The organism is Kitasatospora gansuensis (assembly GCF_014203705.1).
Lineage (GTDB): Bacteria > Actinomycetota > Actinomycetes > Streptomycetales > Streptomycetaceae > Kitasatospora > Kitasatospora gansuensis.
Genome location: NZ_JACHJR010000001.1, coordinates 7,784,215 through 7,797,461, shown reverse-complemented (window position 1 = coordinate 7,797,461; position 13,247 = coordinate 7,784,215). Strand labels below are relative to the sequence as shown.

Annotated in this window: 13 protein-coding genes; 6 read left to right on the top strand and 7 right to left on the bottom strand. The window is 73.0% G+C overall.

What is annotated here, in order from left to right; all coding sequences use genetic code 11:
* Window position 1: 1 nt before the first annotated feature.
* Window positions 2-523 carry a flavin reductase family protein gene (locus F4556_RS35085; RefSeq protein WP_184923432.1) on the top strand — a complete coding sequence of 174 codons (522 nt, stop codon included), beginning with the start codon at window positions 2-4 and terminating at the stop codon, window positions 521-523.
* A gap of 139 nt (window positions 524-662) precedes the next feature.
* On the opposite strand, the gene F4556_RS35080 is transcribed toward F4556_RS35085, so the two are convergent.
* Entirely contained in the window at window positions 663-2,024 is a 1,362-nt protein-coding gene (locus tag F4556_RS35080) for a cytochrome P450 (RefSeq protein WP_184923430.1), read from the bottom strand.
* Window positions 2,021-3,001 carry a DUF1702 family protein gene (locus F4556_RS35075; protein ID WP_184923428.1) on the bottom strand — a complete coding sequence of 327 codons (981 nt, stop codon included), beginning with the start codon at window positions 2,999-3,001 and terminating at the stop codon, window positions 2,021-2,023. Before F4556_RS35075 ends, F4556_RS35080 begins: the two co-directional genes overlap by 4 nt.
* A gap of 187 nt (window positions 3,002-3,188) precedes the next feature.
* On the opposite strand from F4556_RS35075, the gene F4556_RS35070 reads away from it, so the two are divergent.
* A complete protein-coding gene (locus F4556_RS35070; RefSeq protein WP_313069059.1) occupies window positions 3,189-4,160 on the top strand; it encodes a hypothetical protein in 972 nt (323 codons plus the stop codon).
* 36 nt (window positions 4,161-4,196) lie between these two features.
* Here F4556_RS35070 and F4556_RS35065 read toward each other — a convergent pair whose 3' ends face one another.
* Window positions 4,197-4,838 (bottom strand): TetR/AcrR family transcriptional regulator, encoded by a 642-nt coding sequence (locus tag F4556_RS35065; protein WP_184923426.1) that lies wholly within the window; start codon window positions 4,836-4,838, stop codon window positions 4,197-4,199.
* A gap of 76 nt (window positions 4,839-4,914) precedes the next feature.
* On the opposite strand from F4556_RS35065, the gene F4556_RS35060 reads away from it, so the two are divergent.
* The gene (locus F4556_RS35060) at window positions 4,915-6,279 is read left to right on the top strand and encodes a carotenoid oxygenase family protein (RefSeq protein WP_184923424.1); all 1,365 of its coding nucleotides are present in this window, start codon (window positions 4,915-4,917) and stop codon (window positions 6,277-6,279) included.
* Between the two features lie 145 nt (window positions 6,280-6,424).
* Entirely contained in the window at window positions 6,425-7,201 is a 777-nt protein-coding gene (locus F4556_RS35055; protein WP_246511992.1) for a helix-turn-helix transcriptional regulator, read from the top strand.
* 83 nt (window positions 7,202-7,284) lie between these two features.
* On the opposite strand, the gene F4556_RS35050 is transcribed toward F4556_RS35055, so the two are convergent.
* From F4556_RS35050 to F4556_RS35035, 4 genes are all read right to left on the bottom strand, one after another.
* Window positions 7,285-8,565: an ABC1 kinase family protein gene (locus F4556_RS35050; RefSeq protein ID WP_184923420.1), complete on the bottom strand. Its 1,281-nt coding sequence runs from the start codon at window positions 8,563-8,565 to the stop codon at window positions 7,285-7,287.
* A gap of 119 nt (window positions 8,566-8,684) precedes the next feature.
* Window positions 8,685-9,389, bottom strand: a complete 705-nt coding sequence (locus tag F4556_RS35045; protein ID WP_184923418.1) for a maleylpyruvate isomerase family mycothiol-dependent enzyme — start codon at window positions 9,387-9,389, stop codon at window positions 8,685-8,687.
* On the bottom strand, window positions 9,386-10,411 hold the full coding sequence (locus F4556_RS35040; protein ID WP_313069057.1) for an NAD-dependent epimerase/dehydratase family protein: 1,026 nt from the start codon (window positions 10,409-10,411) through the stop codon (window positions 9,386-9,388). Before F4556_RS35040 ends, F4556_RS35045 begins: the two co-directional genes overlap by 4 nt.
* A gap of 184 nt (window positions 10,412-10,595) precedes the next feature.
* Window positions 10,596-11,312 (bottom strand): hypothetical protein, encoded by a 717-nt coding sequence (locus tag F4556_RS35035; RefSeq protein WP_184923414.1) that lies wholly within the window; start codon window positions 11,310-11,312, stop codon window positions 10,596-10,598.
* Between the two features lie 183 nt (window positions 11,313-11,495).
* Between F4556_RS35035 and F4556_RS35030 the strand changes: the two genes are divergently transcribed.
* Together F4556_RS35030 and F4556_RS35025 are read left to right on the top strand one after the other, a co-directional pair.
* Window positions 11,496-12,581, top strand: coding sequence for an S-(hydroxymethyl)mycothiol dehydrogenase (locus F4556_RS35030; protein WP_184923412.1), 1,086 nt, complete (start codon window positions 11,496-11,498; stop codon window positions 12,579-12,581).
* Window positions 12,581-13,222, top strand: a complete 642-nt coding sequence (locus F4556_RS35025; protein WP_184923410.1) for an MBL fold metallo-hydrolase — start codon at window positions 12,581-12,583, stop codon at window positions 13,220-13,222. Before F4556_RS35030 ends, F4556_RS35025 begins: the two co-directional genes overlap by 1 nt.
* Window positions 13,223-13,247 lie beyond the last annotated feature (25 nt).

The following is a 13,247-nucleotide window of genomic DNA, read 5'->3' as shown; positions in this document are numbered from 1 at the left end:
GATGACGTCCACCGACAGACTGCCACTAGACCGGCCCACCCGGGACCGGACCGAACTCCGGGGCGTGCTCGGCCGGTTCGCCACCGGCGTGACCGTGGTGACGGCCGGCCGGGCGGAGCCCCGGGGGATGACGGCGAACTCCTTCACCTCGGTCTCGCTCGATCCGGCGGTGATCCTGGTCTGCGTGCTCCGCACCGCGGCCGTGCACGAGACCATCCTGGCCGAGCGGGCCTTCGCGGTGTCGGTGCTGGCGGGGCCGCAGGAGAAGGCGGCCCGGCACTTCGCCGACCGCCACCGGCCGCGCGGCGCCCTGGAGTTCGACGCCGTCGAGACCACCCCGGGGCGGCACACCGGGGCTCCCGTCCTGGTGGGTGCGCAGGCCTGGCTGGAGTGCGAGCTGACCGCCGAGTACGACGGCGGCGACCACTCGATCTTCCTCGGCTCGGTCGTGGACCTCGGGCGCTCGGTGGCGGACGACCCGCTGCTGTACTTCGCCGGCGGCTTCCACCGCCTGGTCGACTGACCGACTGTCAGCAGGAAGCCGGAAGCCGGTGTCTCCCCTCGGGGAGGCACCGGCTTCCGGCGTTTCCACGCGTCCGCCGTACGCACCGCACAAGGCCCGGCCGGGAGTTCCCGGCCGGGCATCGTGTGCTGCGTACGGCTCAGTCGATCGGGTGGACCGTCATCGGCAGCCCGCCCTGCACCCGCAGGGTGAGCATCGGCTCCGGCTTCGGTACGTAGCCCGGGGCCTTCACCAGGTTGAGCTCCCGCACCACCGTGGCGAGCACCACGAGCGCCTCCAGCGTGCCGAGGCTGCTGCCGACGCAGTAGCGCGGTCCGGCCCCGAACGGGATGTAGCTGTAGCGGTGCCGCTTGTCCGCCCGGCCCGGGGCGAAGCGCTCCGGGTCGAAGCGGTCCGGCGCGTCCCAGAACTCGGGGTGCCGGTGCAGGGTGTACGGGCAGATCAGCACCTCGGCGCCGGCCGGGACGTGGAAGCCGCCGATCTCGTCCTCCTGCTGGGCCTTCCGCGGCAGGATCCAGACCGGCGGGTAGAGCCGCATCACCTCCTCCAACACCCGGGAGGTGTAGGCGAGTCGGTGCAGGTTCTCGGGGGTCGGCTGGCTGTCTCCGAGCACCTCGAGCACCTCGGCGCGGACCTTCTCCAGGACCAGCGGGTGCTGGTCGAGCAGCAGGAAGGTCCAGCTCAGGGTGGAGGCGGTGGTCTCGTGCCCGGCCAGCAGCAGGGTGACCAGCTCGTCCCGCATCCGCTGCCGCCGGACCGCCTCGTCCGGCTCGCCTGCGGTCGCCTCGATCAGCCGGGACAGCACGTCGTCGCCGTCGGCGCTCGGGTGCGCGGCCCGCTCGGCGGCCAGCCGGCCGGTGATCCGCTCCAGGTCCGCCCGGGCCCGCCGGAACCGGCGCTGCTGCGGCAGCGGCAGCCAGGACGGGACGGCGCTGAGCGACATCATCTCGAAGATCGCCTGGTCCTGGACCACCTCGAAGGACTCGCCAATCGTGTCGTACACCCCGAGGTCGGCGTCCAGCAGGGTCCGGCCGAGGATGCCGAGGGTCAGCTCGGTCATCTCCTCCCGGATGTCCACCGGACCGGTGCCCGCCCGGGACCGCAGCCGGGCCACCAGCTTGGCCGCCTCCTCGGCGATCACCCCGGTCTGCCGGGAGATCCGCTTCGGCTGGAAGACCGGCTGGATCACCTTGCGCTGGGCCTTCCAGAGCTCGCCCTCGCTGGTGAGCAGCCCGTCCCCGAGTGCCCGCCGGGCGTGCACCAGGCCGATGCCCTTGTGGTAGTTGGCGGCGTTGTCCGCCAACACCCGCTTGGCGTGGTCCGGGTGGTTGAAGAAGAACAACGTCTTCGGCCCCAGCGGCAGCCGGACGGCGTCGCCGTAGCTCAGCGCGGCCGAGGTCATCACCGAGAGCCGGTCCCTGGCCATCCTGGCCAGCAGGCCGACGGTCCGGGTGGCGGGCGGGCCCGGCGGGAGCCGCCGGGCACTCGCGGGCGCGCTCACGCGGTCACGTCGCGCTGCTCGGCCAGCTGCTCGGCGATCCGCTGCCGCCAGAGCTCGTAGGCGGGCACCGCGCCGTCCGGGCCGGTGGCGGGGCGCGCCTTGTCGCACAGCGCGGCCGCCTCCTGGGGCGTCAGATCGCAGAAGAACCGGGCCGCCAGCTCGGTGTGCGGCGTGACCAGCCCCGCCTCCACCCGCGCGGTGGCCGCGAAGGCGGACGCCTGCGCGACCTGCGGTCGGTACTCGGCCGCCCGGTCCCAGAACAGCTGGAGCTCGGCCTGGTCCCCGCCGCCCGCGTAGGTGGCGGCCAGCCCGGCGCCGCTGTAGAGGTCGGGCCGCCGGTGCGCGGGGAAGCGGTCGAGCAGGTCGGCCACCACGTCCGGCGCGGTGCCCGCGACGAACCAGGTGGCCCGGCCGATGCCCTGGTCGATCGCCCGGTTCCGGTAGTCGGCCGGGCCGTCCACCGGCCACGGGAAGTTCGGCTCCTGGTAGTGCTCGTGGACGTACTTCTTGGTGTGGAAGTACGCCTGGTGGAAGCCGTAGCCGTCCAGCACCAGCCAGCGCAGCAGCGGGTCCGGCGGGGTGATCGCGGCCCAGCGGAACCGGGGCAGCCGGGCCATCGCCCAGCCGACGCCGACGTACGCCATGTAGCTGTGCTGCCGGCCGCGGCCCGCCAGCAACTCGGCCACCTTGCGGCCGTTGCCGAACGGAAGCCCGTCCAGCATCGCGGCGCCCATCGCGGCACCCTCGTAGGCGAAACCGCGGAACGGGTCGGGCACGCCCTCCAGCCGGAGTTCGGCCTCGGTGATCGTGCGCGCCTCCATCACGTACGCGTAGCCGGTGAGAAAGCTCGCACCGACCGTCTCCAGCAGTTCCCGGGATTCCACACTCTTCTCGTGGAATCCCCGCTTTGAGAGCTTCGTTTCCGAATGATCTGGGGTCAGAATTCTGCGCCTGAGCGCACGCCAAGAACCCGCCATGGTTCCCTCCGGAGAATCGGGCTGCCGAATGGGCGCAGCTGTCCAACCGAAATCCTGTCCGCTTTCCCCGTTCGGCGCCTACTCCGAACGTGCCCTGCGGAGGGCACGTGCGAAGAAGTCGGCCGCTGCGGGGACACCCAGAATCAAGCCGTCCTGTCCTGAACGCCCCACCGGAGGAGCAGCAGACGTGAGCGATCTGAGCGCCGTTCTGACACCCGCCACAGGAACCTCCCGAACCTCACTCTTCGTCAACGGCAACTTCCCGCGCCGCCGGGGACTGCTGGTACTCCTCAGCGTCGGCTTCGCCCTCTTCCTCTCCTACGCCTGGTCCGCGAAGTTCGTCGACACCGAGATCGGCACCACCACGGCCAACGCGCTGCTCGGCCACGACGCCCACAAGACGCCGATCGCCGGGATCGCGGCCGGGGTGGTGTTCGCCTTCGTCACCGGCCTGGCCGGCTCGTTCACGGCCTGCAACATCGCGGTCTTCGGCGCGGTCGGCCCGATGATGGGTGAGCTGACCACCCGTCGGGACCGGTTCCTGCAGACCGTCAGGCCGCTGGGCTGGATGGCCGCGGGCATGATTCCGGTCTCCGCCGCGTACGGGGCGCTGGTCGGTTTCGTCGGGACCCGGATGCCGCAGTTCTCCACGGCGTCGAGCCCGGCGGGCACGCTGTCGGCGCGCAGCATCCAGTCCATGGTCACGTTCGGCCTGATCGGGCTCGCGATGACCGTGCTCGGCCTGGCCGCCGCCGGTCTGCTGAAGGACCCGCTGGGCCCGATCTCCCGGCGCTTCCCGAACGCGCCGATGCTGGTGCTCGGCGCGCTGGTCGGCGGCTTCCTGATCGGGCGCCCCTACCCGCTGTTCCGGGACCTGTTCCGGCACGCCGCGACCACCCACAACCCGCTGTACGGCGCGGCCGCCTTCACCCTCCAGTCGATCGGCAACATCGTGGTGATGGCGGTCCTGGTGCTCGCGCTGACCTTCGGCCTGGGCCGCCCGCTGCAACGCTGGCTGAGCGCCTCGCCTGGCCGGGTGGCGGCCGTGACGGCGGCGGCGTTCATCGTGGCCGGTGTCTTCACGATGGTCTACTGGGACGTGCGGATCCTCGGCCGGCTCGACTACATCTGGTGGCCCACGGCGCCCTGGAACAACTGACCCACCATCAGACGGCGGGCCCGGGGCGACAACGCCTCAGGCCCGCCGTTCGCGTGCCTGCGCCATCGAGGCGAGGGTGCCGGCCGGGTCGCCGCCGGCGCCCATCAGCAGGCCGGTCACCTGGGCCTCGAAGCAGGCGTCCGCGTCGTACGGCGGCACCAGGTAGCCGCCGAACTCCAGGGTGACCAGGCCGTGCAGGGCGATCCACAGCTGGTGCGCCACCGCCTGCGGGTCGCCGGGCGACAGGCGGTCGGCCGCCATGCACCGGGCGACGGCGCCGACCAGGGTCTCCAGGGTGTACCGCCCGTGCTGCCGGTCGTCGTCGGTGAGCGAGAAGCCACTGAGCACCGAGCCGCCGAACATCACGCTGTAGAGATGCCAGTGTTCCTGCGCGTTGTGCCGGTACGCCCAGCCGAGCGCCCCGATGTCGGCCACCGGGTCGGCCGTCTCGGCGACCTCGGTGAGGCTGCGGTTGAGGTAGCTGAAGCCCTCCCGCACCATCGCCCTGACCAGGTCGCCCTTGCCGCCGAAGTGCGTGTAGACGGCCATCGTCGAGGTGCCCACCTCGGCCGCCAGCCGACGCGTCGACAGCGCCTTGGGCCCCTCCTCGGCGAGCAACTTGGCTGCGGCCCGCAGAAGTTGGGGGGCAAGGGTCGGGTCGATCTGACGGGGGCTCACTCTTGACATCCTCTCACGACAGCAGGAACCTTCATAGAACAGAGTTATATAACGCCGATATGCAAGGGGACGCCAGATGACCACCCGTCGCACCCACGGCACGTCGCACCTGCTGACCAGCGGCTACCGCCCGGTCACCGAAGAGGTCACCGAGTACGGCCTGCCGGTGCGCGGGCAGCTCCCGGCCGGGCTCGACGGCACGCTGCTGCGGATCGGCGGCAACCCGCTCGGCCCCGTCGACCCCGCCCGCGACCACGCCTTCGCGGGCGACGCGATGGTGCACGGGCTGCGCCTGCGCGACGGCCGCGCCGAGTGGTACCGCAACCGCTGGCTGCGCACCGACCGGGTCACCCGCGCACTGGGCGAACTGCCCACCCCCGGGCCGCAGTCGGGGCTGTGCGACAACACCAACGCCGGCCTGGTCCGGCACGCGGGCCGCACCCTGGCCCTCGGCGACGGCGGCGCGCTCCCGTTCCGGCTGGGCGACCGGCTGGAGACACTGGCCCGGCACGACTTCGACGGCACCCTCCCGGCCGGCTTCGCCGCCCACCCGATCGCCGACCCGCTCACCGGCGAACTGCACGCCGTGACCCACCAGTTCGGCCAGCCGCAGCTGAGCTACCTGACCGTGGGCGCGGACGGCCGGGTCAGCCGGGCCGAGCCGGTCACCGTCAAGGGCGCCCCGATGGTGCACGCCTTCTCGCTGACCGACCGGCACGCCGTCATCTACGACCTGCCGGTCACCTTCGACCCGAGCGCGGCCGCGGCCGGCTCCCGGGTCCCCTACACCTGGGACGAGGGCCACGGCGCCCGGCTCGGCCTGCTGCCGCGCGGCGGCCGCGACGCGGACGTCCGCTGGCTGGAGATCGACCCCTGCTTCGTCTTCCACCCGGTGAACGCCTACGAGCAGGGCGACCGTACGGTGATCGACGTGATCCGGCACGAGCGGGTCTTCGACCGCGACCCGCTGCACCCGAGCGAGTCGACTCCGGCCCTGTGGCGGTGGACCGTCGACCACCGGCACGGCACCGTGCTGGAGCGCCGACTCGACGGCCGCGCCCAGGAGTTCCCCCGGATCGACGACCGCTACGCCGGATCGCCGTACCGCTACGCCGTCACCGTCGGCCTGCGGCCGGACCAGGGCGGCGCGCTGGCCGGCCCCGAACTGCTGCGCCACGACCTGCTCACCGGGCACACCGAGGTGCACCGGGTCGGTCCCGGCCGGGAGGCCGGCGAGGCGGTCTTCGTACCGCGCGGGGCGTACGCCCCCGAGGGCGACGGCTGGCTGCTCAGCCTGGTGCACGACGCCGCCACCGACCGGAGCGAACTGATCGTCCTCGACTCCGCCCGCTTCACCGGCCCGCCGGTCGCCGTCGTCCCGCTGCCCGTCCGGGTGCCGCACGGATTTCACGCGCAGTGGGTGGCGAATTCTCAACTGTGAGCCCGGCCGGGACCGGAAGACACCATTGCGGACATGACACCACATCGCTAGGCTCGGCCCCCAATGCAGCAGCACAAATAGGACATCCACCCATCGGGAATGGAGAGATTCCTTGCATGACGCTGTCGAACGGGCCATCGCGACGATGTGGGAACGCTTTGACGAGCCACTGACCCTGAACGATATCGCGGACAGCGCGATATTGAGCAAGTTCTACTTCTCAAGGGTATTCCGCACACTCACCGGCACCTCGCCCAGTAGATTTCTGGCGGCTATCCGCCTCTGTATGGCAAAAAAGTTACTGTTGGAGACGTCGGCCAGTGTCACCGACATCTCCTTCATGGTCGGGTACAACAGCCTCGGCACTTTCACCAGCCGGTTCACCCGCAGCGTCGGGGTCCCGCCGGCCAGGTTCCGGATGATGTCCGAGCTCGGCATGGCCGCCACGCCGAGCGCACTGCGCGGGGGTGGTCCGACCGGGCACACTGGCACCGTCGAGGGCGAGCTGTACGTCCCCGAGACCGATCTGCCGATCCGGATCTACGTGGCCGCCTTCAAGGAGTCGATCCCCGAGGGCCAGCCGAAGGCCTGCGACATCCTCGACAAGACCGGGCCCTACCGGCTCACCGGGCTGCCGGACGGCCAGTGGTTCGTCCGGGCCGCGGTGGTCTCCCGGGTGCCGGTCGAGCCCCGCCCCTGGGTGCGGCAGCCGCTCTTCGTCGGCTCCTCGCACCGGCCGGTGGTGATCTCGGCCGGCGGGACGGTCGAGGCCGATGTGATGACCCGTCCGCTCAGCAAGCTGGACATCCCGATCCTGCTGGCCCTGCCCGAACTCGACGGCAGGAAGCCGCTGGAGGTCGGGCTCCCGGCCCAGCGGGTCGTCCGGCTCGCCCGAAGTCCGGGCATCAGCCGCTCCGGCTAGCGAAGCTGCCGGACCACCGGGACGGCCCCCCAGGACCGCCCCAGCTCAGCGAACGGCGTCGGCGCGCACCGCCCGCCGTTGGCTCAGCCCCCGGACAACGCCTGCATCAGCACCGGAACGGCCTCCCCCTGGAAGTCCACCCCGGGGTCGAAGCTGTGGATCATGCCCTCCAGTACCAGCAGGGACAGCAGCGGGAACGCGAACTCCGCGGCCGCGAAGATCCCGAACCGCCGCTGCAGCTTGAACAGCCGCGGTGCGAACGCCGCCAGGTTGAACTCGGCCGCCACCACTGCCGACGCGTCCCCGACCAGCTGCTCCACCTCGGTCCTGAACGCCTCCAGATCGCAGTCGGCCGGCACCCGCGCCGCGCTCTCGATCACGATGTCCGCGCACCGGCGGCCCTCCCCGAGCGCCATCCTGAGGAAGAACTCGCCGAAGTGCCTGCGCACTTGGTCCGGCAGCCGGACCACGAACCCGGCGTCCAGCAGGACCACCTCCCCCGCCGCGTCCAGCCGCAGGTTCCCCGGGTGCAGGTCGCAGTGCACCAGCCCGTCCAGGAAGAGCATCTGGTAGACCGCCCGCAGCACCCGCCGCATCGCGTCCCTGCGCTCCTCCGGGCGGTACGGCTCGGGCCTGAACTCCCGCAGGTCGTCCAGGAATTCCATCACCAGCACCTGGTCGCCGCCGAACCCCTCGACCGGCTCGGGCAGCCGGACGCCCTTCACCGCGGCCAGGTTGGCCCGCAGCTGGGTCAACGCGTCCCGCTCCGCCGCCAGATCGGCCTGCGCCAGCACGGCCGTCCCGATCTGCCCGAGCATCTCCTCGGCCGGCAGCCGGCGCAGGCCGGGCAGCCGGCCAGTCGCCCGGGCGAGCGCCCCGGCCAGCCGGAAGTCGCTGCTCATCAGCGGCACGATGCCGGGCCGGCGGATCTTGACCGCCACCACCCGGCCGTCGGTCAGCACCGCGCGGTGCACGGTCGCGATGCTGCCGCTGCCCACCGGCTCCCAGTCGAACTCGGCGAACGGCCGGTCCGCCGCGGGCCCGAACTCCTCGGCCAGCACCGCCTCGAGCTGCTCCCGCGACGGCGGCGGCACCGTGTCGGTCAGCCGCCCCAGCTCGTCGCACCACCGCTCCGGCAGCAAGTCCCGGCGGGTGCTGAGCAGTTGACCCACCTTCACGTAGAACGGACCCAGCTCGGTCAGCATCGCCGGTGCCCGCTTCGCCAGCCGCGCGGACACCGACCCTCCCCGGCCCCGCCGGAACACCGCCCCGCCCAGCGCGGAGGCGGTGTGCCGTAGCGTCACCGATCCGATCCGGACCGCCCGCCGGCCGAGGCCGGACCTTTCCGTGCCCGCGTCACCCATGAGGCTCTCCCTCGTCAGCTGTGCTCGGCGCCGACTGCTTCAGGACGGCCCTACAGATACTCAGCGTCCGCGGCCTGCCGGACTTCTCCTGACGTGCCCGTTCTGTGAACCAGCGGCGTTCACCGCTCGCGGACGGCCTGCTCGGTCGGCTCCGCGGGCGGCCTGAACGGCCACCAGGTGAAGGCCGGCAGCCAGCGGGCGGCGGGCCCGCTCCAGGACAGCGCGGCGATCTGGTCGAGGGTGCGCCGCCCGCTGAGCGAGCGGAACACGTCGTGGTGGTGCCCGCTCACCGTCACCCCGGGCTCCCCCGGGCCGACCAGCCACTCCTGCCCGTCCGACCGCACCCGCAGGGCGGGCAGGCCGAGTTCGGCCACCGTGAGGCCCATGCCGAGCGCCAACAGGTCCAGCGAGGCCGGGTAGGCGGGGTGGTCGACGGGTACCGGCTCGCCGAGCGCCCGCCGCAGGTCGAGTTCGTGGGTCAGCGCGTCCATGGTCATGATGTGGCCGTACAGCCCCTCGGTGAGCGGCGGCAGCAGCTCGACCAGCTCCGCCCACCGCTCCAGCAGCTCGGCCACCCCGGCCTCGTTGTCCGGGTCGGGGTCCCGCAGCGGCAGTACCTGGATCCCTTCGGTGACCTGCCGGCAGACGTCCACCAGATGGGCGACCAGGTCGCGCACCGTCCACCCGTGACAGGCGGGGATCGCGACCTCCGCCAACTCCGGTCTGCCGCTGACCAATCGGGTGACGTTCTCCCTGACCCGGTCGTAGCCGAGGCGGGGCGGCAGCCGCTCCCAGCCGCCCGGGGCGGCCCCTGCGGCGGTCATCCGCGCACCCCGGCCGTACTACCGGCCGCCCGGCCCGCCTGAGCCCGGGTCAGGTGCCCCCGGGCGTGCAGCCAGGCGATGGTGTCGGCCATCGTCTCCGCCAACGGCCGGGGCCCGACGCCGTGTTCGGCACCGCCCTCGGCCGGCGCGGCCACCGCGCAGGTGTAGACGGCGCCGTACTCGGCCGGGATGTGCCAGGGCCAGACGTGCTGCACCGCCCCGGTCAGCAGGCCGAACGGCAGCATCGCCCTGGCCGGCAGGTACGCCGCGGGCAGCCGCCGCCCGGTGGCCTCCCGGACCGCCTGGACGTACTGGCGGGTGGTCAGGAAGTGCTGCGGGCCGAAGTGCCGGGCCGGTCCCTCGGCCGTCCCGGTGACCAGCCCGGCGTGCATCGCCGCCGTGTCGCGGACGTCCCCAACCGGGAGTCCGCCGCCCGGCCAGAGCGGCATCAGCCCGCGTAACTCGTTGCGCAGCCGGGCGTTCTGGTCACCCAGGTACGGGTCGTCCGGGCCGAGCAGCGCGGGCGGGTAGCTGATCACCACCGGGGCGCCGTCCTGCTGGTGGCGGCGGGCCACCGCCTCGGCGGCCGCCTTGGTCGCCAGGTACGCCTCCCGGGGCCGGCCCACCGGCGAGTCGGTCCGGACCGTCGGCCCGGCGGCCGGGAACAGCGCCCCGACGCTCGACACGTGGATCACGGCCCTGGCCCCGCTCTCCCGCCCGGCGGCCAGCACGAGTTCGGTCCCGCGCACGTTGGTGCGCAGCATCTCGCTCCGGCGGCGGCTGTCGAAGGAGTACACCGAGGCGGCGTGCAGCACCACCTCCGCCCCGTCCACCGCCTTCGTCACCGCGCCCTGGTCGGTGACGTCACCGACCACCAGCTCCAGCCCGTCCGGGTCGACGCCCAGCGGCAGCAACGCCCGCCCGACGGCGGCCGGGTCGCGAACCAGCAGCCGGACCCGGCACCCCGCGCGCAGGACGGCCGCGACCGAATGGGCCCCGACGAAGCCGGTGCCCCCCGTCACGCATACCAGCATGAGAACTCCAAGCAGCGGCGATCACGTCCGGCCCGGGGTCCGGGCAGGCACCACAGCCATCCTGGGTCTGCCGGGCCCGCCCGGACTTCTCGCAGCGTGCCCCGCCGGAATTCTGTTGACGCCGTGTCAGCAGCCGAGCCCGCTCCCCCGCCGGGTCAGCAGCCGCGCTCCGCTACCCGCGCCGGGCCACCGCCGGCACCGCCCCACGCGCGTGCCGGCCGACCTGCCGCGGACTGCGGCCCGCCACCGCCGCCACCACCCCGGCCACCAGCAGCAGCCCGGCCGGGACCGCGAGCGCCAGGCACTGCCGTACGCCCCACCGGTCGGCGGACTCGTCCACCGGCAGCCGGACCAGCTCCAGCAGGTGGAACGCGTCGTAAGTGGCCAGCGCGTACGCCAACGCGGCATACCCGAAGGCGAACAGCAGCAGCCAGCTGCTGCGTTCGGCCGCCGCCAGCAGGATCAGGGCGGCCGCCGAGACCAGCAGCGGGGTGGCGCCGTTGAAGATCAGCAGCTGGGCCGAGCCGAGTACGGCCGAGGGCGAGCGGAAGCCGTGCCAGTGCGTCAGCGTCAGGGCGGTCGCCGCGCCGCCGAGCAGCACCATCACGAACAGCGCGGGCAGCGCCCGCCGCAGCCGCCCGGCCCGGCGGTACCGCCGGGCGGTCAGCCAGAGCGCGAGCAGCAGCGCGACGGCCCAGTAGGCGGCCAGCCAACCGGGACGGTCCAGCGCCTCGGGGCCGAGAATGCCGCCGGTCGCCCGGATCGGCACCGCGCAGATTCCGTCGGCCGCCCGGCCGCAGCGGGTGCCGGGCAGCCGGTACAGCGGCAGCGAAAGGGCCAGCAGCACGCCGAACAGCACGAGCACGAACCAGTACCGCCGTGCGGCCACTTGCCCTCCTCGGAGACAGCTGCCAGGCATCTTGCAGGGGTGACGGCTCCCGCACAAGGGGGATCGCACCCGGAATCGGGGACACACCTCGCAGGCGGGGCCGGACGGGAGCCCGTTGCGTAACCTTGCCGACGGGAGGGAGCCGTGGGTTCCCCGGCCGGTCCGACGAAGGGGTTTCCAGCCATGTCCCAGCAGGTCCAGGGCGTCATCGCCCGTGCGAAGGGCGAGCCCGTCCGGGTGGAGACCATCGTGGTGCCCGACCCGGGGCCGGGCGAGGCGGTGGTCAAGGTGCAGGCCTGCGGGGTCTGCCACACCGATCTGCACTACCGCGAGGGCGGCATCAACGACGAGTTCCCGTTCCTGCTCGGCCACGAGGCGGCCGGGGTGGTGGAGTCGGTCGGCGAGGGCGTCACCGAGGTCGCCCCGGGTGACTTCGTGATCCTCAACTGGCGTGCGGTGTGCGGCCAGTGCCGGGCCTGTCGGCGCGGACGGCCGTGGTACTGCTTCGCCACCCACAACGCCAAGCAGCGGATGACCCTGCTGGACGGCACCGAGCTCTCCCCCGCGCTGGGCATCGGCGCGTTCGCCGAGAAGACCCTGGTCGCGGCCGGCCAGTGCACCAAGGTCGACCCGGCGGCCTCCCCCGCCGCTGCCGGACTGCTCGGCTGCGGCGTGATGGCCGGTCTGGGCGCGGCGATCAACACCGGCGCGGTCGGCCGGGGCGACAGCGTGGCCGTGATCGGCTGCGGCGGAGTCGGCGGCGCGGCGATCGCGGGCTCCCGGCTGGCCGGAGCGGGCCGGATCATCGCGGTGGACATCGACGACCGCAAGCTCGAGCTGGCCCGCGGCCTCGGCGCCACCCACACCGTCAACTCCCGCCAGGCGGACGCCGTCGAGGCGATCCGCGAGCTGACCGACGGCTTCGGCGCGGACGTGGTGATCGACGCCGTGGGCCGCCCGGAGACCTACCGGCAGGCGTTCTACGCCCGCGACCTGGCGGGCACCGTCGTCCTGGTCGGCGTGCCGACCCCGGAGATGCAGCTCGAACTGCCGCTGCTGGACGTCTTCGGCCGGGGCGGCGCGCTCAAGTCGAGCTGGTACGGGGACTGCCTGCCCAGCCGGGACTTCCCGCTGCTGATCGACCTCTACCGGCAGGGGCGGCTGGACCTGGACGCCTTCGTCACCGAGACCATCCCGCTGGACGGCGTCGAGCAGGCCTTCGCCCGGATGCACGGCGGCGACGTCCTGCGCTCGGTGGTGGTCTTCTGATGACCGCTCAACTCCCGACCCGGATCGAACACCTGGTCACCTCCGGCACCTTCTCGCTGGACGGCGGCACCTGGGAGGTCGACAACAACGTCTGGCTGGTCGGCGACGACCACGAGGTGCTCGTCATCGACCCGGCCCACGACGCCGACGCCGTGGCGGCGCTGATCGGCGACCGCCGGGTGGTCGCGATCGTCTGCACCCACGCCCACGACGACCACGTCAACGCGGCCCCCGCCCTGGCCGACCGGACCGGCGCGCCGATCCTGCTGAACGAGGCCGACCGCCCGCTCTGGGACCGCACCCACCCCGACCGCGCCCCGGACGGCCCGCTGCCCGACGGCCACCGGCTGACCGTGGCGGGCACCGAACTGACGGTCCTGCACACCCCGGGCCACGCCCCCGGCGCGGTCTGCCTGTACGCCCCCGCGCTGGGCACGGTCTTCACCGGCGACACCCTGTTCGCGGGCGGTCCGGGCGCCACCGGCCGGTCCTTCTCCGACTTCCCCACCATCGTCCGCTCGATCACCGACCGCCTGCTCACCCTCCCGCCGGAGACCGTGGTCCGCACCGGCCACGGCGACTCCACCACCATCGGCGGAGAAGCCCCGCAGCTGGCGGACTGGCCGGCCCGCGGCCACTGACGGATGCTCAGGCGGTGCGGCCGAC